This is a genomic window from Sphaerisporangium siamense (genome assembly GCF_014205275.1).
In the GTDB taxonomy this organism is placed as follows: Bacteria; Actinomycetota; Actinomycetes; order Streptosporangiales; family Streptosporangiaceae; genus Sphaerisporangium; species Sphaerisporangium siamense.
The window spans coordinates 3,518,407-3,538,507 of sequence record NZ_JACHND010000001.1 but is presented as its reverse complement, the minus strand read 5'-3'; the positions used below and the strand labels follow the sequence as shown (position 1 = coordinate 3,538,507).

The window sequence follows — 20,101 nt, the reverse complement described above, 5'->3', positions numbered from 1 at the left end:
ATCACACACTGTTCTCGCCGCCGTCGCTGTAAACCGGTGGCCGGGTTCGGGCGTCGGCATTGACTGCCGCGCGGCGCCGTTGGTCCCATGAGAGCAGCGATCAACCACCTCTTCAATCGGTCTTGACCAGCGGAGCCAGGAGAAATGCGTATCAATAGGGCGGTGCTGATTTGGGTGCTGGTGCTGGCGTGCGCCGCGGGAGCGGTCGTCGCGCTGGCCGACATCCAGACCCCGGCGCGCCCGATTCTTACTGCTTTGTTCCTTTTGGTGGTCCCGGGGGCATCGGTCGTCGGACTGTTGCGTGATCGTGACCCTCTCGCCGCACTAACGGTGGGTGCCGCGGCAAGTCTCGTTATAAACGTTCTCTTAGCCGAAGCCATGCTGCTGTTCGACGCATGGTCTCCGCGCGCGGGAGTGGCCACCGTCGCCGTACTCGCCGGTTTCCTGTGGGTGCTTCGGTCGCTGTACCGAGGGAACGGCAGCACGCACGTAGAACAGGGGGCCGGGTCAAGATGAAAGTGACGGTCATCCGGCCCGGAGAACTCGGTCAGACGGAGGTCGCGCGCTGGCGCGAGCTCCAGACCGCCACGCCCTCGCTGGACAACCCCTTCCTGTCGGTGGAGTTCGCGCTGGCCCTCGGCCGGCTGCGGTCCTACGTCCGGGTGGCGGTGATCGAGGACCACGACAAGGTGGTCGGCTTCATGCCGTTCGAGCGCCACGCGTTCGGCGTCGGCAAGCCCCTCGGAAGCTGGCTCACCACCTGCCACGGCCTCATCGCGGTCCCCGACCTCGACATCCCCGCCCGCCACCTGATCCGTGCCTGCGGCCTGTCGGTCTTCGCCTTCGACCACATGGTCGCGGGGCAGCCCACATGGGAGCCGCACGAGTCGGCGGTGCGGCCCGTGCCGATGATGGACCTCACCGGCGGCTACGACGCCTACATCGGGCACGTGCGGGCCGGCTCCCCGAAGAACTACAAGACGGTGCGTTACAAAGAGCGCAAGCTCGCCCGCGAGCACGGCGTGGTCCACCTCGACTGGGGCGCCGCCGGCCCGGACGCCATGCGCGTCCTCACCGGCTGGAAGTCCGACCAGTACCGCCGCACGGGCCGGGTCGACCGCTTCGCCCAGCCGTGGATCGTCGAGCTGCTGGAAGAGATGCACGCCAGCGACTCGCCCTCGTTCGCGGGCGTGCTGACCATGCTCTACGCCGGAGACACCCCGGTGGCGGGGCACTTCGGCCTGCGCACCGAGAAGACCCTGGTCGGATGGTTCCCGGCCTACGACCCCGAGTTCGCCCGGTACTCCCCCGGAATCATGCACCACTTGCACATGGCGGAGCAGGCCGCCTCGAACGGCCTGGGCCATGTCGACATGGGCAAGGGGGGCAGGGAGTACAAGGGCTGGTTGAAGAACGGCACCACCCACGTCACCGAAGGCCGGGTCTCCCGGCCGTCGGCGACGGCGGCCGTCCATTGGATGGGCCGGACGCCCGTGAACAAGGCGCGCAACATCGTGGTTGACCGTCCTTCGCTCTACCGGCTGGCAGACCGCCTGCTGAAGGGCTTCGGACGGGTCCGCACATCCCTCCAGCCCGCAACCGTCGAGAAGGAACCCTCGGGGGCACGCTGAAAGGCGCGTCCCCTCGCACAGCACACCTCAGTTATGACCGGGACGGAGAATCCCCTCTCCGTCCAGTCGCGCCGGTCCTATTGGCAGTCGCCGCCGATGTCAGACCGCCCGGAAGGACATTCCCTCAAATGAGTCCCGAGATCACCAAGCACAACGGGAAGCCCCAGATCCACGCGCTGCGGCCGTTGCCGGGCGTGGAACGCTTCACGCCGGTGACCCCGCACCTGGCCATATCCCCGACCGTCAGCGTCGTCATCCCCGCGATGAACGAGGCGGAGAACCTCCCTCACGTCTTCGCCACCTTGCCGCACTGGATCCACGAGGTCATTCTCGTGGACGGCAACTCCACCGACGACACCGTGGCGGTCGCCCGCCGCCTGCGCCCGAACCTGCGTGTCGTCCAGCAACGTGGGAAGGGCAAGGGCGACGCCCTTCGCACGGGTTTCGCGGAATGCACGGGCGACATCACCGTCATGATCGACGCCGACGGCTCCACCGACGGCCGCGAGATCATCAACTTCGTCGGGGCCCTGCTGACCGGCGCGGACTTCGTCAAGGGATCCCGGTACGCGAGCGGCGGGGGCAGCGACGACCTCACCTTCAGCCGCCGCCTCGGCAACAGCGTCCTGCGCGGCATGGTGAACCGCATCTACGGCACCCGGTACACCGACCTGTGCTACGGCTACAACGCGTTCTGGACGCGTCACCTGGACGTCCTCGACCTCGACTGCGAGGGCTTCGAGGTCGAGACCGTGCTCAACATCCGCGCGGCCAAGGCCGGCCTGCGCGTCCACGAGGTGCCGAGCCACGAGCGGTGCCGCATCCACGGCGAGAGCAACCTGCGCGTCGTCAGGGACGGCTTGCGCGTGCTCAGGACGATCATGCGCGAGTGGCGGCGCCCGGCGGTCGAGGCCCCTCCGGCCCCGTCCTCCGCGCAGCGCGCCGCGGACCAGGGCGCGGCATAGCGGGATGAAGATCTCCGTCGTCATCTGTGTCTACACGGAAGACCGGTGGGACGACATCAGAGCCGCCGTCGAGTCGGTGCGCGCCCAGACGTTCCCGCCGCACGAGCTGATCCTCGTCGTCGACCACAACCCCGACCTTCACCTCAGGCTGAAGCGGGAGTACGTCGACGCGATCGTCGTGGAGAACACCCACGAACGAGGGCTGTCGGGCGGCAAGAACACCGGGGTGGCGACCGCCTCCGGCGACGTGGTGGCGTTCCTGGACGACGACGCGGTGGCCGAGCCCGGGTGGCTCGCGGCGTTCGCGCGGGCCATGGCGGCCGACCCCGCCGTCGTCGGGGTCGGCGGGCTGACCCGGCCCCTGTGGGCGACCGGCCGCCGGCCGCGGTGGTTCCCCGAGGAGTTCGACTGGACCGTCGGGTGCACCTACCGCGGCCTGCCCGCCGAGCGCAAGGCCATCCGCAACGTGATGGGGGGCAACGCCGCCTTCCGCGGCCACGTCGTGGGCGAGGTCGGCGGGTTCCACTCCGGCATCGGCCGCAGCGTGCAGGGACGCAAGAGCCGGCCGCTCGGCTGCGAGGAGACCGAGTTCTGCATCCGGCTCTCCCAGCGCCGGCCGGGGTCGGTCATCATGTTCGAGCCCGAGGCCGTCATCGGCCACCGGGTCCCCGCGGCCCGGGCCACGTTCCGCTACTTCCGCGCGCGCTGCTACGCGGAGGGGCTGTCCAAGGCCCTGGTGGCGCGCAGCGTCGGCGCGGGCGACGGCCTGTCCAGCGAGCGTTCCCACGCCCTGAAGGTGCTTCCGCTCGGCGCGCTGCGCGGCGTGCGGGACGCGCTGCGCGGCGACCCCGCGGGGCTCGCCAGGGCGGGGGCGATCGTCGCGGGCCTGGCCTGGACCTCCTGGGGGTACGCGGTCGGGTCCGCCCGGCTGCGCCTGCGCGGCGACCGAGCCGAGACCAACCGACACGAACGGTGAGTTCATGCGTGTGCCGATCCTGATGTACCACTCCGTCACCGACCGTCCGAACAGCGCCACACGGCCCCTGGCGGTGCGGCCCTCGGTGTTCGAGGCGCAGATGGCCTACCTCAAGGACCGGGGGTTCACGCCGCTCACCCTCGCCGACCTGGTCGCCTCGCTGTACGGCACGGGCGGCGCCCCGGCGCCCGAGCGTCCCGTGGTCGTGACGTTCGACGACGGGTACGCCGACTTCCACGAGAACGCGCTGCCCGTCCTGGAGCGCCTCGGCCTCCCCGCGACCGTCTTCCTCACCAGCGGGTGGGTGGAGGACGCCGGCCCCGACGCCGCGGGCCGGCCGCTGGACCGCATGCTGACCTGGAGCCAGGCCCGCGAGGCCGCCTCGTGCGGCATCGAGATCGCCGGGCACAGCCACAGCCACCCCCAGCTCGACCAGTTACCCGACGCCGCGCTGCGCGTGGAACTGCGCCGCAACAAGGCCCTGCTGGAGGACAAGGTGGGGTGGCCCGTCGCCACGATGGCCTACCCGTACGGCTACTCCAGCGCCCGGGTGCGCAAAGAGGTGCGCAAGGCGGGCTACTGGGCCGCGTGCGCGGTCGCCAACGCGCTCGCGGACGAGTCCGGCGACGTCATGGCGCTCTCCCGGCTCACCGTCGGCAGGTCCACCACCATGGACCGCTTCCGGCGCGCGGTCGAGGGGCGCGGCGTCCCCATGATCTATCTGAAGGAACACGCGCTGACCAAGGGGTACGCGGTGGTGCGCCGGACGCGGTACGGCCTGCGCCACGTGGTCGGGCGCGTGTGACGCGACCGCGGGCGACGCCAGGCGTCGACGAGGGGGGTGAGACCGCCATGACCACCACCGTGGCAGGCGGACCGAGGGATCGAAAGGAGAACGGACGGGACCGGGGGCTCGCCGGGCTGCGCCGGCGGATCATGCGCGACCTGCGCAACCCGCTCTTCCTCAACGGGTACGCCCTGATGGCCAACACGGCCGTCACGGCGGTGCTCGGCATGGGCTACTGGCTGCTCGCCGCCCGGCTGTACTCCCCCGAGGACTTCGGGCGCAGCCAGGCGCTGATCAACGCGATGCGGTTGTTCGCGGGGCTCACGGCGCTCGGCCTGACCGGCGCGCTCGCCCGGTTCATCCCGGTGGCCGGCAAGCGCACCGGGGGGCTCATCGGGCGCGGCTACCTCATCGCCACGGTGACGGCGGTGGTCGCGGCCGTGGGGTTCCTGCTCACGCTGCCGTTCTGGGGGGAGAACTACGCCCGGCTGGCCGGTTGGGGGCCGGGGCTGTTCTTCCTCGCCTCGGTGGCGATCTGGTCGGTGTTCACGCTGCAGGACGTCGCGCTCGCCGGGATGCGGCAGGCCGTCTGGGTGCCGGTGAACAGCATCTGCTTCGGCATCGTGAAGATGGGGCTGCTCGTGGCCCTGGCGGGTGCGCTCCCCGACGACGGCGTGTTCGTGTCGTGGATCATCCCGACGGCGCTGGCGCTGGTTCCGGTGAACCTCTTCATCTTCGGCGTCCTGGTGCCCCGGCACGCCCGCGGCGCGCCCGAGGGGACGCGCCCGCCCGGCCTCCGCGAGATCGGCCGCTTCCTGGCGGGCGACTACCCGGGGGCGTTCTCGGTGCTGGCCATCGTCTACTTCCTGCCGGTGTACGTCGCCTCGCGGGTGAGCGGGGAGCTGTTCGGCTACTTCGCCATGGCGCAGACGCTGGGGGCGATGATCGAGCTGCTGGCCATCAACATGGCCACCTCGCTGACCATCGAGGGCTCGGCGGACGGCTCGCGGCTGGCCGCCAACTGCCGGCAGGCGCTGCGCCGGGCGTACCTGATCATCGGGCCGGTCGCGGTGGTGACGTTCCTGGCGGCCCCGCTGATCCTGTCGGTGTTCGGGCCCGGGTTCTCCGAGCACGGCACGCCGCTGCTGCGGCTGATGGCCCTCGCGGTGCTGCCGCGCGTGCTCATCGAGATCTACCTGAGCGCGCTGCGGGCCAACAGCAGGGCCCGTATGCTCGCCCTCGTCCAGATCGGGCTGGCGGTGCTCGTGCTGTCGTCGTCGGTCATCCTGCTGCCGGTGACGGGCATCACGTCGGTGGGGTACGGACTGCTGTTCAGCGAGCTGCTGGTGGCCGCTCTGATCTTCGGCGGGCTACGTAAAATTCTCAAACCCACCGAAACGCCGCATTCGTCTGGCGCGCGGGACACGCCAGAGGCCGCATCATGGTCAACGTGAGGCAAGGGACGGGTGAAGCGGCGAAGCAGGAGACGGCCGAGCGGGCCGGCGGCACGGGCCACAGGCCACCCCCCTCCCCGCCCCCCGGCGCCCCGCGCGCCGACGAGGACGCCGCACAGCCGGCGCAGGAGTCTCCGCGCCCGGACGAGGAGAACGCCGATTCGGACCTGACCCCCGTGGACCAGCACGATTCCGGCCCGGACGAGAACACCCCGCCCCCGGCCCCGAACCCCCCACCCCCAGACCACGACTCCGCCCAGAACTCCCCCCGTACGGACCAGACCACCCCGTACGCGGACCACGACTCCTCGGACGCGGACCACGACACCCCGGACGCGGATCTCGACTCCGCACCCACGGGTCAAGACACCACGGGCGCGGATCCCGATTCGTCGCGCGCGGGTGAGAAGACCTCGGCGGGCGGGCGGAAGGCGGCGCCGGTCGTCCCCGATGCCGAGGACACCCAGGTGATCCCCGTGCTGCCGGGAGACGACCTCGTCCAGGCGCTGTCCTCGCCCTCGGAAGGGGGCGCGGCCGAGGTCGCCGCGGAAGTCGCCCCCGCCGTGCAGCCTCCCGCCGCACCGGACGTCCCCATCCGCCGCCACAGAACGCCCAAGTCCTCTCCCGAGGAATCCGCACCCCCGGCGCACCCTGACCAGGACTCACCTGGGGACGCCCGCCAGCCGGAGGACTCCACCGGGGATGACCCCGCGGCCGAGAAGTCCAGCCCCAAGGAATCCGTGCCGGGCGGCTCCGCTCAAGGCCCTTCCCCCAAGGGGGACGGCCCGGACGAGGGAGACGGCCGCGACGAGGCGGAGTACACGGGCGACGAGACGGCGGACTTCCGTAGCCCGGCGGCCACGGGGGCCGCGGCGGCTCCCGGTCCTCTGGTGATGCCCCTGTATCTGGACCCGGCGAACACGGCGCCCCGCAGGTACGTCCGCGAGATACTCGCCACCCGCGAGCCGATCGAACCCCCCGCGAAAACCGCGGACCGGGCGACCGACGCCCAGGAGTCCGCGCACGTCCCCACGGAGGCCACCGGGCCCGCGGCCGGGAAGCGTGTGAGCCCGGCCCGGACGTGGACGGAGAAGGCGGCGCGGAAGCGGAGGGAGAGAGAGGCGCGGGCGAGGAAGTCGGCCCGCGAGGCGGCCCTGGCGGCGGAGACGGCGCGGGCCGACGAGACCTCTCGCGCGCACAATGCGACGGGAGCGGACCGGACGGCCGGGGCGAGTAAGACGGCTGAGGCGGCCGGGACCGCTCGGGCGGGCAAGACGGCCCGGGCCAACAGGATGTCCCGGGCGAACAAGACCTTCGAGGCCGACGGGACGGCTCGCGCCCAGAAGGCCGCTCGGACGGAGAAAGCGGCGCGGCGGGACCAGGCCGCGCACCCGGACCAGGCGACGCGAGGAGAGGAGTCGGCGCGGCGGGACCAGGCCGCGCGGGACCGGTCGGCCCGGGTGCGGGAAGGGGTGCTCGCGGGGCGGGTGGCGGGGAAGGCGGCGTTCTGGTTGCCGCCGTTGCTCACCATCGAGGGCCTGGTCATGTACGTGCTGGCCATGCGGGTGCCGCACGGGCCCATGCGCGGGGTCGACCTGGACAAGATCGACGGCCTGGGCCTGATCTCGGTGCTCCCCGTGACGGCGTTCGCCGCGATCGCGCTGCTCATCGTGTCGTTCTTCGTGACCCTGACGCAGAACACCGACCGCAAGGGCCTGCTGCTGTCCCAGCTCGGCGCGATCACCTTCGCCCTGCACGGCGCGGCGGCGCTGATCGAGCCCGAGCCCCGCTTCCACACCGCCTGGGTCCACGCGGGCTTCGCCGAGTACATCGGCCGCGCGGGCGAGGCCCTGCCCGGCCTGGACGCCCGGTTCGCCTGGCCGGGCTTCTTCGCGCTGTTCGGCTTCGTGCTGCGCGCCGCCGGGATCGACGACCCGTCGATGGTGCTGCAGTGGACGCCGTTCCTGTCCAACCTGCTGTACCTGCTGCCGTTCGTGCTGATCCTGCGCCAGATCGTCGCGACCACCCGGGCGCGCTGGTTCGCCGCGCTGCTGTTCGTCCTCGTCCAGTGGATCGGCCAGGACTACTTTTCGCCGCAGGGCTTCACGTTCGCGCTGTACCTGGTGTTCGTGGCGATCCTGATGCGCTGGTTCGGCCGCGCGGAGCCGCGGACCGCGCCGCTGCCCGCCAAGGGACGCCTGCGGCGGCTGCTCGCCCGGCTGGACCGGCTGGCGCCCGGCGAGCTGCCGGCGCGGCCGACGACGGTGACCGACCGGGTGGTGCTGCTGACGCTGCTGGTCGGCCTGTTCGTGGCGACGACGGCCACCCACCAGATCACGCCGTTCATGATGCTCGGCGCGCTGACGGGCCTGATCCTGCTGCGGCGCAGCACGCTGTCGCTGGCACTGCCGGTGTTCCTCGGCCTGATCGTGATCGCGTGGATCAACTACCAGGCGACGCCGTTCTGGAGCGGCCGGATCAACGAGCTGTTCGGCGGCATCGGCAAGATCTTCGCCAACCTGCAGGAGAACACCGGCGACCGCCTGGAGGGCACCGACCCGCAGCACGCCATCGTGCTGCAGGTGCGGCTGGCCATCTGCGGCGTGATCCTGATGTTCGCCGGGGTGGGCCTGCTGCGGCGCCTGCGGCGGGGCGTCGCCGACCGCAGCGCGCTGGTGCTGCTGTGCGTTCCCGTCCTGGCGCTCGGCCTGCAGAGTTACGGCGGCGAGATCGGCCTGCGCGTCTACATGTTCGCGCTGCCCGCGGCGTGCATTCTCGGCGCGTACGCGTTCTTCCCGAACCTGCCGGCGAACACGGGCGACGCGCGGGAGGGCGAGGCGGTCCCCGAGCGGCGCCGCAGGTTCCGCCCGTCCCCGGCCACGACGCGGAAGATCTCGGCGGTGCTGGCGGCGGGGACGGCGCTGGTGTTGTCGGTGGCGTTCCTGGTGGCGCGCTACGGGAACGAGAAGTTCGAGCGGGTCACGACGGGCGAGGCGGCGGCGATGCACTACGTCTACGCCCACGACCGGCCGAGCGCGCGGCTGCTGTACCTGGTGCCGGTGCTCGGCGAGGAGGTCACGCCGACGATCCCGTGGCGCGAGCGGGACATCGACCTGGTGGAGTACGACCAGGCGCTGGTCACCAAGAACCCGAAGGACCTGGCCGGGGTGCTGACGGCGCTGCGCGGCAAGGCGGCCAACACGTTCCTGATCACCAGTCGCGGGCAGGCGGCGTACCTGGAGCTGAACCACGGCTTCCCCTCGGACTGGGGGAAGCGGTTCCGCGCCGCGCTGGACTCCTCCACGAGCCTGAAGCGGGTGTTCGCCAACGCGGACGCGGCGATCTACACGCTGCGCTCGTACCCGAAGGGTTCGGAGATCCCGCCGCCGACGGCGATGACGCTGGTCGGCGACCGCTCCACGCCGTGGACGCCGGTGGGGCTGGTGGCGCTGGCGCTGGCGGTGGCGACGTTGTTCGCGGCGGAGCTGGTACGGCTGCGCGGCACCGAGCGGACGCCGCGTGGCCGCCGCAGGCTGGTGATCGTCGGCATGCTCATGACGGCGGCGGCACTGGCCGTGATCGTCGAGCGCTTCCTGACGCTGACCTCACCGTGAGCGGGCGAAGTCACCGGCACGGACCTCGCCTGAGCGGGCGAGGTCGCCGGCGCCGACCTGGTGTGATCGGGTGACGTTCCCTGCGCCGACCTTGCCTGTTCGGGCGAGGTTCCCGGTGCTGATCTCGACCTGAGCGGGCGGAGCCTCCTGGCCGAGGGGGCTCCGCCGAGCCGGTGTCAGGCCGGGGGTCACTGCCCCCGGTCGCTCCACTGGACCGCGTACGGCCGCAGTTCGAAGGGGCGGCCGTCGACCTGGACCTTCAGCGCCGCGCCGGCCGTGTTCACCATGATCATCTGCTTGTCCACGGCGAGCACCTGGACGCGCGGGTCGGAGGTCTGGACGTCCACCAGCGCGGCGCCCGCGGGGAACCAGCGCGTGAACCCGCTGATCAGGCCCGCCATCGGCATCTCGTCCCCGCGCGCGGGCGACCAGAGGCAGCCGGGACAGTCGTCCCCCTCGCGGCGCTGCGGGTTCCAGTAGAGGGCGGTCGCGGCCCCGCTCCTGGCGAACTCCATCATGGCCGCGGCCTGCACGGCCGTGCGGTGCTGCTCGTCCCAGTCGATGTTGTCGGGTGAGATGTACCACTCGGCCCACCAGACGGGCAGGTCGCCGCTCCTCTCCCGCAGCCAGGCGGTCACGGCGGAGAACTTCTTCAGCGCGGTGAACTCGTCGGGGACCAGGCCGCGGTCGTTGGTGGCCGAGGAGGCGTCGACGACGATGAAGTCGGCGCCCTTCTTGTGTTCCAGCCAGTACTGGATGCTCTCCAGCGGCCTGCTGTCGATGGAGCCCCACGGTCCCTTGACCGTGGAGGAGTTGGCGCTGGAGACGTGGCTGTCCACCGGGACGTACGGGCCGCCCACCTGGATCTTCGGGTTCACGGCCTTGAGCGCGTCGTAGACGCGGTTGTACAGGTCGGTGTACGCCTCGACGTCCCAGTTGTTGTGCGCCTCGTCCCAGAAGCCTTTGAACTCGTTCCAGACCATGTAGTGGGTGACGGTGGGGTAGCGCTTGGCGACGGTGGCGGCCAGCGCGGCGAAGTCGTCGAAGTGCTCCCGCTGGGGGGCGACCTCGATCTTGCCCCAGTTCGTGCGGCCCTCCGCGCCGCCCTTCATCCAGTCGGGCGCGCAGCACAGGGTGAGGACCGGCTGGGCCTTGGTGGCGGCCATCAGCTTGACCCGGCGGTCCAGGTCGCGGAAGTCGTACTTGCCGGGCGAGGGCTCGGGGTTGCCCGCGCCCCAGCCCATGATGTGCTGGTTCTGCAGGACGGGGACCCGGCTGAACAGGTCGGCCGCCCGGCTCCTGACCTCGTCGGTCTCGTTGTCGGCGCTGTACTGCGTGTGCGTGACGCCCCAGCGCGGCCAGCTCTCGACCACCGGCGGGGGTTCCAGCGTGGGCGGCGGCTGGGGGGTGGCGACGATGGTGGCCGCCACGCCCTCGGAGCGCTCGGGCCCGCGCCGGGCGGCGACCGCCAGGAGCCCCGCCACCAGGGCGAGCGCGATCAGGCCTGCCCCGATGGCCGCGGGCCCGCGGGGGATGTAGCGACGCCGAGCATGCCGGCCACTGTTCTCCAACACTTCGTCACCGTATCCGCTCACGCTTGCAAGACCCTTGAAATGCTCCCACTACGGGCGGTGACCCCCGCGCCGTCCCCCTGATGTCCCGCGTCCGGCTCCCCGCCGCCGCACGGCCGTCGTGCCGATGTCGTGCCGCCGTCATGGCGCTGTCATGGCGCTGTCCCGGCGCCGCCGACGCGTCGGCGGCACGCCGTCGTGCCGGGAGCCGTGGTCCGTCACTGGACCACCCGATAATCGCTTTAACCACTCAAGTCTGCCGATGAAGCGCCGAACTAATAATCAAGCATCTTAAGGTGTGGAGCTGGCATGAAAGCGGTATGAATCCGGCGACCGAGGATTTGAGGGGGCACAGTGGCCCGAGCATGGCTGCCCGTCGCCAGTCGAATTCCCGCTCCAGAGGACGCCGGCCCCATGGCCGGCGGCGCGCCCCGCGTGGTCTGGTTCATTTGGCCGACCGATCCCCAGCGGGTCTCCGCCAAATCCGTCGCCCAGCGGCTCGTGCAGATCAAACAGCCCGCCCATCTCGTGTGGAACCCCGTCTCCGGGCAGATCGTCCAGTCTCTGCCCCCCACACGCGCGGCAAACGGCCTGCCCGGCGATCTCAACAGGCAGGGCAGGGTGTGCGTGCAGATCCGCGTGCTGGGCTCGGTGGAGGAGCCGTTCACCGAGAGCAAGCTCGACGGGCTGGACGACATCCTGGCCTGGCTGGATTCGTGGGAGGTGCCGCGGCACTGGCCCGCCGGGCCCCCGCTGCCCTACCCGCACTCGCTGGCCGCCCAGCGCAGCCGGCGGCTGTGGGCGAGGGGCGGCCACTTCGGCAACTCGCAGGTGCCGGGCACCTCGGAAGGAGACCCCGGCCCCATCGACGTCCATCGCATCGTCGGCGGCCTCGCGCCGAACCTCGACGTGCCCCGTCACCGCGCGGAGATGGAAGCCCGCGACATGCCTCAGGAATGCGCGGCGGAGAGGTATTCGATCAACGGCCCGACGGGCACCGTGATCTGATCTTTATCCTACTATTACATCCTAGGAGCCAAGCTGGGTAAAGGCGCGAGCCTGGCCCGCGTCGTTAGGTACCCCAGTAGGAGCTCATGCGCATCTCCGTCGTTCATCCCCGCGAGCTCGGGCCGTCCGAGACGGCACGGTGGCGTGCTCTCCAGGCCGCCGACCCGTCGTTCGACAGCCCGTTCCTGTCTCCGGAGTTCACGATGGAGACGGGCCGGGTGCGCGAGCAGGCACGCGTGGCCGTGCTGGCCGACGGCGGCGACATCGTGGGCTTCTTCCCGTTCGAACGTCACCCGCTCGGCATCGGCAGGCCGGTGGCGGCGGGGCTCACCGACGCGCAGGGCATGGTGCACGCCAAGGACATCGAGCTCTCCGTGCCCGAGCTGATGAAGGCGTGCGGGCTCGGGGTCTTCGAGTTCGACCACCTGCTGGCCGGGCAGCCGCTGGTCCCCGAACGGCACTCGCGCCACCCCTCCCCCGTGATCGATCTGTCGGACGGGTACGAGGCGTACGTCGAGACGCTGAAGAAGGTCTCGGGCAAGACCTACAAGAGCACCGCGTACAAGAGCCGCAAGCTCGGGCGCGACTTCGGCGAGCTGCGCCACGACTTCGGGATCCGCGACCACGCCGTCCTGCGCACGCTCACCGACTGGAAGACCGACCAGTACCGCAGGACCGGCCGCGCCGACCGGTTCTCCCGGCCGTGGATCACCCGCCTGGTCGAGAACCTGCTGGACGTCGACACCGAGCACTTCGCCGGCGCGCTCGACATGATCTACGTCGGCGACCGGCCGGTCGCGGGCCACTTCGGGCTGCGCACCAAGACCACGCTCGCCGGGTGGTTCCCCGCCTACGACCCGGCCTTCGCCAAGTACTCCCCCGGCCTGATCCACCACCTGGCGATGGCCGAGCGCGCGGCCGAGGCCGGCATCCGCCTGATCGACATGGGCCGCGGTGAGAAGGAGTACAAGGAGAAGCTGAAGACCGGCGAGCTCTGGGTGACCGAGGGCAGGATCGCCCGGGCGACGCCGGCCGCGGGGGTCCACTGGCTCGTGCGCGTCCCCGTGCGCAAGGCCCGTGGAACGGTCCTCGCCAACTCGGTGCTTCGCGAGACCGCCGACCTGGCGCTCAAGACCTACGGGCGCATCCGCACCTCCCTGGCGTCCTGACCTCGCCCGCCGGCGACCTGACCGGAGGCGGTCGGCTTCACGCCGAGCCCGCGTCCCGCGGTCATCGCATGCGCTACCTTTCTGCTCTGACCGTCGAGGCGGTGGCGGACCGCGGCGGTGCGATGGAAGAGGGAGCGGTGAGCCCCGAGAAGATCATCACGGCGCGCACGGGCCGTGAAAGCGTGTACCTCCCCTCCAACCGGCTCGGGCTGTACCTCGCCCTGCGCCACTGGTGCACCCCGGGGCAGCGCCTGCTCATGTCGCCCATCTCGGCGGACGAGATCCTGTTCCTCGTGCTGGCCGCCGGGCTGATCCCGGTGATCGCCCCCATCTCCGTCCTGGACGGCAACATCGACGCCGTCCGCGCGCTGCTCGGCACGGTGGACGCGGTGCTCACCACGAACCTGTACGGCCTGCCGGACGATCTGCGCGCCATGGCGGGCATGGTGGTGATCGAGGACGTCGCGCACGCCGCCGAGACCTCCGTCGACGGCCGCCCGCTCGGCACGTTCGGCGTGGCGGGGGTGTTCAGCCTGTCCAAGCACGCCGGGGCCGGGTCGGGGGGCGTGCTGGTGGTGGACGGCGCCGCCGACCGGCGCGCGCTGGAGCGCGGGCGCGACCTGCTGCTGCAGCCGGGCGCCCTGCGCAAGGACGTCTTCTCCGTCGCCACCTCGGCGGCCCGCCACCTCGCCCTGCGGATGGACATGGCCCGGCCGGCGATGCGGGCCGCCCGCGCGTTAGGGCTGCACGAGCCCCGCGAGGGGTACCGCATCGCCCTGCGGCCGGGCGCGCTGGGCGACGCCCTCGCCCGCAGCCGGGACGGCGGCGCGAGCCTGGCCCCGCTGGACCCGTGGGTGCGCGCCGACCTGCACGACTACCGCCGCACCCGGGGCGGCCTCGCCCGCTGGTACCAGGGCCGCCGCCTCGCCCGCCTGCCGCGCGAGCGCGACCGCAGGCTGGCCGGGGTCGCCCGGCTGGCCGAGCTGCCCACCGTGGCGGACGGCGTGCGCGCCCACGCCGGCCAGCCCCTGTTCCGGGTGCCGCTGCTGGTGTCGGACCGCGACTTGGCGATCGCCGCGCTGGAGCGGCGCGGCGTCCCCACCGGCTACCTGTACGACCCGCCGTACGACATCTACGCCGAGGCGTTCGTCGAGCCGTCGCCCGAGCCGGAGGTCGCGCTGTGGTGGGCGCGGCACGTCCTTCCCGTGGACCCGCTGTACGCGGCGCGGGCGTTGCCGGTCGTGGAGTCGCTGCGCCCGGCCCCGCCCCCGCCGGGCGACCACCTCATGCCCCGGGCCGCCTGAGCCCCGGGCGGGTCAGCGGGCGTTCTCGCCGATCAGGTCGCGGATGATCTCGCACGCCTTCCTGACCTCGGCGAGGGACGCCGAGCCGTAGCCGATCACCAGGCCGTGGGCGGCCACCGGGCCGTGGTGGTGGCGTTCGGCCGTGTCGAGGAGCACGCCGCGCGCGGCGGCCTCGGCGACCAGCGGGCCGACCGTCCCCGCGGGCAGGCCGACGAAGACGTGCAGCCCGGCCGAGTCGCCCCGCGCGCGGGAGCCGAGGATCTCCACGATGGCGGCGCGGCGGCGCGCGTACTCCAGCCGCATGCGCCGCAGGTGCCGGTCCAGGTCGCCGCGCTCCAGCAGGACCGAGACCGCCTCCTGCACCGGCCCGGGGGCGCGGTCGCCGAGCACGCGCCGGATCGCGGCGATCTTCCGCAGCAGCTCGGGCGCGGCGACCAGCCAGCCGATGCCGACGTCCGGCGTCAGCGACTTCGACAGCGTGCCGAGCAGCACGACCCGCTCGGGGTCGAGCCCGTACAGCGCGGGCAGCGGCGCCACGTCGTAGCGGAACTCGCCGTCGTAGTCGTCCTCCAGCACGGTGGCGCCGGTGCGCCGGGCCCAGGCGAGCAGCCGTTCCCTGCGGGCGATCGGCAGCCTGCCGCCGAGCGGGTACTGGTGGGCGGGGGTGGTGTAGAGGACGCGCAGGTCGTCGGGGAGCCCGTCCACGATCACGCCCTGCTCGTCCACCGGGCACGGCGTGACCCGGCCGCCGCGCGCGGCCAGCACGTGGCGGGCGGTGCGGTAGCCCGGCTCCTCCACGCCCGCGCCGTCGCCCGGCCGCAGCAGGGCGGCGGCCACCAGGTCGAGCCCGTTGCCGGTGCCGCGGGTGACCATCACGTTCTCGGGCCCGACGGGGATGGCCCTGGCCCTGCGCAGGTGACCGGCCAGCAGGGCGCGCAGGCGGGGATGGCCGTACGGGTCGATGTAGGCGGCGGGCGGGCGCAGCGCGGCCAGGCGCCAGGCACGCCGCCAGGCGCCCTCGTCGTACCCGAGCACCCACGGCCGTCCCGGCCGCAGGTCGATCACCCCGGCGGGCGGCGAGTCGGCGTCGCCCCACGGGTCGGGCTCGGCCGGCGCCTCCCGGCGGGCGGCGGGCGCCGCGTCCCCTCCCGGGCGGCCGGTCAGGTGCGCGACGTAGGTGCCGGAGCCGTGGCGGCCCTCCAGCCACCCCTCGGCGTAGAGCTGCTGGAACGCCTCGGTGACGACCGTGCGGCTGACGCCGAGCAGTTGCGCCAGGGCCCGGCTGGAGGGCAGCCGCTCGCCGGAGCGGAGCATGCCGGCGCGCACGCCCTCGCGGAGCTGCCCGGTGAGTTGCACGGCGAGCGGCACCGGCGCCGCGCGGTCCAGGGCGAGGGGGAGGTCGATGGGCCCGCGCACGGTCGTCTCCGGAAGGCTCGGGGGGGAACTCGGGAAAAGTGGTCCCTCAGAAGTGGTCGTCAGTGGACATCCACAACCATCCACTTCCGTCCTACGGTAGCGGCATGCTTTCCACGACCGCTCGCACGACGCTCAACAGGTCCAAGGCCCGTGGCCGCACCGACCGCTCCGAGCTGTACGCCGTCCTCGACGCCGGGCTGATCTGCCACCTCGGAGTCGTGGTGGACGGCTCCCCCCGCGTGATCCCGACCGGGTACGGCAGGATCGGCGACACCCTCTACCTGCACGGGTCCACCGGCGCCGCCTCGCTGCGCACGGCCGCCGAGCCGGGCGAGGTCTGCGTCACGGTGACGCACGTGGACGGCCTCGTGCTGGCCCGCTCGGTCTTCCACCACTCGGTGAACTACCGCTCGGCGATGATCTTCGGTGCGGCGCGCGCGGTCGAGGACGAGGACGAGCGGCTGGCGGCGCTGCGGGCGATCACCGAGCAGCTCGCGCCCGGCCAGTGGGACGCGGTGCGCGGGCCGTCGCGCAAGGACCTCGCCGCCACGGCGGTGCTCGCCGTGGCGCTGGCCGAGGCGTCGGTGAAGACGCGGCAGGGGCCGCCTGGGGACGAGGAGGAGGACTACGCGCTGCCCGTGTGGGCGGGGGTGCTGCCGCTGCGGACCACCTGGGGCGAGCCCGTGCCGGATCCGGCTCTGCGGGCGGGGATTCCGGTGCCTCCGCACATCTCCGACCGCCCCGATCCCGGCGGCGCGGGGTGACCTCCGCCGTGTCCTCGCAATCACCAGCGGTCACCAGCAATCACGCGCAATAACTGACAATCGCATCGACAATGTGCCAAATATCGACTTAGGCACCTCAGGCCGCCAGGTCGTCGTTAAGCTTCGTTCTCGCGTCAAGGGTGGGGGCCCGGCCACAAAAGGGAGATCGAATTGGACGGCCACATGGGGGCCTGGCGAGTCCCCGGATACACCGAGATCCGAGATCTCGGCGCGGGGGGCTCGGGACGTGTCGTGATGGCACGCCACGAGGCCGACGGAACGACGGTCGCGATCAAATACCTGTCCGGCGACCTCATCTCCGACCCCGGTTTCCTGATCAGGTTCCGGCATGAGGCGCGGCTGCTGGAGCTGCTGGACAGCCCGCACGCCGCGAGGTTCTACGAGTACGTCGAGACCGACGGCGGCGCGGCCATCGTCATGGAACTGGTCAACGGCGTCTCCCTGCGCGCGATGCTGCGCTCGGAGGGGCCGACCGGCGCCGAGGCGGCGCTCGTCCTGCTCAAGGGGTCGCTGCTCGGCCTCGGCGCCGCGCACGCCAACGGGCTGGTCCACCGCGACTTCAAGCCCGAGAACGTCGTCATCGACGGCGCCGGGCACAGCAAGCTCGTCGACTTCGGCATCGCGGTGCGCGTCGGCGACGGCGTGAGCGGCGCGGGCACCCCGCCGTACATGGCGCCCGAACAGTGGGCGGGCGCCCCGGCGGGGCCGAGCACGGACGTCTACGCGGCGACCGTGGTCTTCTTCGAGTGCCTCACCGGCACCCGGCCGTTCCAGTCGCAGAACGCGCTGGTGCTGGCCCGCCAGCACCAGACGATGCCGCCGCCGATCGAGCAGGTTCCCGCGTCGCTGCGCGGCCTGGTGGAGCGGGGCATGGCCAAGCACCCCGCCGACCGGCCCGCCTCGGCCGCCGAGTTCCTCGCCGAACTGGAGGCCGTGGCCGTCGAGGCGTACGGCCAGGACTGGGAGGAGCGCGGGCGCCGCCGCCTCGCCGCCCTCGCCGGCCTGCTCGTGCTGCTGTTCCCGCTCGGCGAGGCGGCGCCGCAGGCCGGGGCCGCGCTGGCCGAGTCCGACCTCGGCGCCCGGCGCGGCCTGAAGAAGCTCAGCGTCAAGATCGCGATCGGCGCGCTCGGCCTGGCGGTCGTGTCCGCCGTCACCGCGGTGCTGGTCGGCTCGCTCGGCGACACCTCCCTGCAGGCGCAGACCTCGGTGCTCACGCCGACGCCCGCGCCCGCCGAGACCGTCACGACCGACGGCAGCCCCGAGCCCGCCATCGACGACTCCCCCACCGAGGTCCCCTCGGAGGAGCCCACGCAGGAGCCGTCCGAGGAGGCCAGCGCGCAGCCGACCACGCCGCGGCAGACGGCCGCCGCCCCCACCGGGGCTCCGTCTCCCACCGCGAAGGCGCCCTCGCCCAGCAAGAAGCCGGACAAGCCGGGGCCCCCCGCCTCGCCGACCGGCAAGCCCAAGCCGAAGCCGTCGGCGACCGAGGACGAGCCGCAGGACCCCAAGGTGAGCACCAAGCCCACCCCGAGGCCCAAGCCGACCCCGACGCCCACCCCGACGTCGGCTCCCCCGTCGCCGCAGCCCACCCGCACCCCCACCACGCCGTCCCCCACGCCCACCCCCACCAGGTCGGGCGGCGACGGCGAGGGGACGGGCGAGACCCCGAGCGACGGCGGCGAGACGCCGCGGGGCGGCGAGTCCGGCGAGGGCACCGAGCCCACCGGCCCGGCGGACCCCCCGCCGGGCCGCGGTGACGACGTGCCGGCCGGTCTTCTCGCCGTCGGGCTGGTGACGACGGGCGCCGTTCCCGCCACACTGTTCGTGAGGAAGCGGATGGCGGGACGGCACCGGAGGCGGCGGTAGATGCCAGAGGGCGGCAACATCGCGGGTTATCGGCTCGCCGGCCGTTCGCGCGCCTCCGATGCGGGCGTCTGGGTGGACGCCGTGGCCCCCGATGGCGCCCACGGCGGCGCGCTGCGGCTCGATCCGCGCGCGCTGTCGGCGCCGGGGGCCCGCGACCGGGTGGTGGCCGCGGTCCTGGCCGACCGTCACCTCACGCAGAACGGCGTCACCGGGCTGCTGCCCGTCTCCGACCTGGTGGCCGCGGGGGACGACGTGTGGGTGCTGACCGCCCGCCCGGCCATCCCGTCGCTGGACGAGCTCGCGCGGGGACGCCCGCCCGGGGACGCGCCCGACGCGGGCAGCGCGGCCACCGTCCTGGTCGAGACCGCGCAGACCCTGCTCGCCGTGCACGCGGCGGGCCTCGCGCACGGCGCCCTGCACGCCGGCACGGTGGTCGTCGGCGAGGACGGCACGGCCCTGCTGGCCGAGCGCGGCCTCGCCACGGCCCTGTACGGCGGCGACGCCTCGCCCGGGCGGGACGTCGCGGCGTGGGCGGCCCTGGCCAGGACCCTCGCGTCCGGCTGGGCCGCGGGCTCCGCCGACGCGGCCCGCCTGCTGGAGCACGCGGCGGCCACGGCGGAGTCGCGGGGCCTGAGCGCCGCGCGCGACACCCTGCTGAGCGGTCGCGAGCTGCTGCCCGCCGGGTTCACGACCCGCGAGCGGCTGGTGCGGACGCTCCAGTGGTGGTCGGCGTCGGAGGTGCCGACCGGCAGGCCCGCGCCGCCGGTCGCCACGAACCCGCAGGTGGACGAGGGCGAGATCGTGACCCTGCTCTACCGGGACACCGGCGCGGGCCAGGCGGCGCCTCCGGGTCTCCCGCCGGGCCACGCGGCCGCGATCGGCGCGGCGGCGGCGGCCTCCGGCGTCCCCGACACCGCGCCCGCCGGCGCCGCGGGAACGACCGGCGGCGAGATGCGCTTCGGTCCGGGCGTGCCCTCGGACACGACGGCCGCGCAGATCTGGCGGGCCGGGCAGCAGCAGCTCACCGTCGCGGCCAAGGACCGGGTCGGCGGCAGGCCGCCCAAGCGGCGGCGGCGCGGCGGCGTGCTCGGCACGGGCGTGCTGTTCCTCGCCGTCCTGGCCGTGGCCCTGTACCTGTGGTCCCAGCGCGCCGCGCCGCTGTCGGTGGAGGCGGTGGACGTCACCGCCCCCAAGCCCAAGGGTTGCGACGTCACGGTGAACATCGTGGGAAAGATCACCACCAACGGCGGGGCCGGGCAGATCAAGTACCAGTGGTGGCGCAGCGACAGGAAGAAACCGATCGAGCAGACCGACACGGTCCCCTCGGGCGGCACGACCTACGAGCTGAACTTCCCCTGGCGGGTCAAGGGCGAGGGCACCCAGAAGTACACCGCGCGGCTGGTCGTCCTGTCGCCGACGGGGTCGGGCACCCCGCTGCACGACGAGGCGTCCTTCACCTACAAGTGCTGAGCCGGGTGGTCCCGCCGGGCGACCGGCGGGACCACCTTTCGCCAGCAAATGCGCGATAACTCCGATTGTCACTATTCTGGCGGGC

Annotated in this window: 15 protein-coding genes; 13 read left to right on the top strand and 2 right to left on the bottom strand. The window is 72.8% G+C overall.

Annotated features, from left to right (window positions below):
- Window positions 1-162 precede the first annotated feature (162 nt).
- From BJ982_RS16255 to BJ982_RS16225, 7 genes are all read left to right on the top strand, one after another.
- Entirely contained in the window at window positions 163-516 is a 354-nt protein-coding gene (locus BJ982_RS16255; protein WP_239122915.1) for a hypothetical protein, read from the top strand.
- Window positions 513-1,631 (top strand): GNAT family N-acetyltransferase, encoded by a 1,119-nt coding sequence (locus BJ982_RS16250; protein ID WP_184880961.1) that lies wholly within the window; start codon window positions 513-515, stop codon window positions 1,629-1,631. The genes BJ982_RS16255 and BJ982_RS16250 overlap by 4 nt, the downstream gene beginning before the upstream one ends.
- A gap of 128 nt (window positions 1,632-1,759) precedes the next feature.
- Window positions 1,760-2,596, top strand: a complete 837-nt coding sequence (locus BJ982_RS16245) for a glycosyltransferase family 2 protein (protein ID WP_184880959.1) — start codon at window positions 1,760-1,762, stop codon at window positions 2,594-2,596.
- A 4-nt stretch (window positions 2,597-2,600) separates the two neighbouring features.
- Window positions 2,601-3,572, top strand: coding sequence for a glycosyltransferase family 2 protein (locus BJ982_RS16240; RefSeq protein WP_184880957.1), 972 nt, complete (start codon window positions 2,601-2,603; stop codon window positions 3,570-3,572).
- Between the two features lie 4 nt (window positions 3,573-3,576).
- Window positions 3,577-4,377, top strand: coding sequence for a polysaccharide deacetylase family protein (locus BJ982_RS16235; RefSeq protein ID WP_184880955.1), 801 nt, complete (start codon window positions 3,577-3,579; stop codon window positions 4,375-4,377).
- A gap of 47 nt (window positions 4,378-4,424) precedes the next feature.
- Window positions 4,425-5,813: a lipopolysaccharide biosynthesis protein gene (locus BJ982_RS16230; protein WP_184880954.1), complete on the top strand. Its 1,389-nt coding sequence runs from the start codon at window positions 4,425-4,427 to the stop codon at window positions 5,811-5,813.
- Window positions 5,810-9,427: a hypothetical protein gene (locus BJ982_RS16225; protein WP_184880952.1), complete on the top strand. Its 3,618-nt coding sequence runs from the start codon at window positions 5,810-5,812 to the stop codon at window positions 9,425-9,427. Before BJ982_RS16230 ends, BJ982_RS16225 begins: the two co-directional genes overlap by 4 nt.
- Window positions 9,428-9,615: 188 nt before the next feature.
- Here BJ982_RS16225 and BJ982_RS16220 read toward each other — a convergent pair whose 3' ends face one another.
- Window positions 9,616-11,001 carry a GH39 family glycosyl hydrolase gene (locus tag BJ982_RS16220; protein WP_239122916.1) on the bottom strand — a complete coding sequence of 462 codons (1,386 nt, stop codon included), beginning with the start codon at window positions 10,999-11,001 and terminating at the stop codon, window positions 9,616-9,618.
- A gap of 351 nt (window positions 11,002-11,352) precedes the next feature.
- Here BJ982_RS16220 and BJ982_RS16215 point away from each other — a divergent pair, with 351 nt between their 5' ends.
- The 3 genes from BJ982_RS16215 (at window position 11,353) to BJ982_RS16205 (ending at window position 14,479) form a co-directional block, all read left to right on the top strand.
- Window positions 11,353-12,006: a hypothetical protein gene (locus BJ982_RS16215; RefSeq protein ID WP_184880950.1), complete on the top strand. Its 654-nt coding sequence runs from the start codon at window positions 11,353-11,355 to the stop codon at window positions 12,004-12,006.
- An 86-nt stretch (window positions 12,007-12,092) separates the two neighbouring features.
- The gene (locus tag BJ982_RS16210) at window positions 12,093-13,175 is read left to right on the top strand and encodes a GNAT family N-acetyltransferase (protein WP_184880948.1); all 1,083 of its coding nucleotides are present in this window, start codon (window positions 12,093-12,095) and stop codon (window positions 13,173-13,175) included.
- A gap of 68 nt (window positions 13,176-13,243) precedes the next feature.
- Window positions 13,244-14,479, top strand: a complete 1,236-nt coding sequence (locus tag BJ982_RS16205; RefSeq protein ID WP_203959014.1) for a DegT/DnrJ/EryC1/StrS family aminotransferase — start codon at window positions 13,244-13,246, stop codon at window positions 14,477-14,479.
- A gap of 12 nt (window positions 14,480-14,491) precedes the next feature.
- Here BJ982_RS16205 and pdxR read toward each other — a convergent pair whose 3' ends face one another.
- Complete coding sequence (gene pdxR, locus BJ982_RS16200) at window positions 14,492-15,895, bottom strand: MocR-like pyridoxine biosynthesis transcription factor PdxR (RefSeq protein ID WP_184880946.1); 1,404 nt, start codon at window positions 15,893-15,895, stop codon at window positions 14,492-14,494.
- 104 nt (window positions 15,896-15,999) lie between these two features.
- Between pdxR and BJ982_RS16195 the strand changes: the two genes are divergently transcribed.
- The 3 genes from BJ982_RS16195 to BJ982_RS16185 all read left to right on the top strand — a co-directional run bounded on the left by BJ982_RS16195 (window position 16,000) and on the right by BJ982_RS16185 (window position 20,016).
- Entirely contained in the window at window positions 16,000-16,659 is a 660-nt protein-coding gene (locus BJ982_RS16195; protein ID WP_184880944.1) for a pyridoxamine 5'-phosphate oxidase family protein, read from the top strand.
- Window positions 16,660-16,842: 183 nt separating this feature from the next.
- Window positions 16,843-18,546 carry a serine/threonine protein kinase gene (locus tag BJ982_RS16190; RefSeq protein WP_184880942.1) on the top strand — a complete coding sequence of 568 codons (1,704 nt, stop codon included), beginning with the start codon at window positions 16,843-16,845 and terminating at the stop codon, window positions 18,544-18,546.
- Entirely contained in the window at window positions 18,547-20,016 is a 1,470-nt protein-coding gene (locus BJ982_RS16185; protein ID WP_184880940.1) for a protein kinase family protein, read from the top strand.
- Window positions 20,017-20,101: the final 85 nt, after the last annotated feature.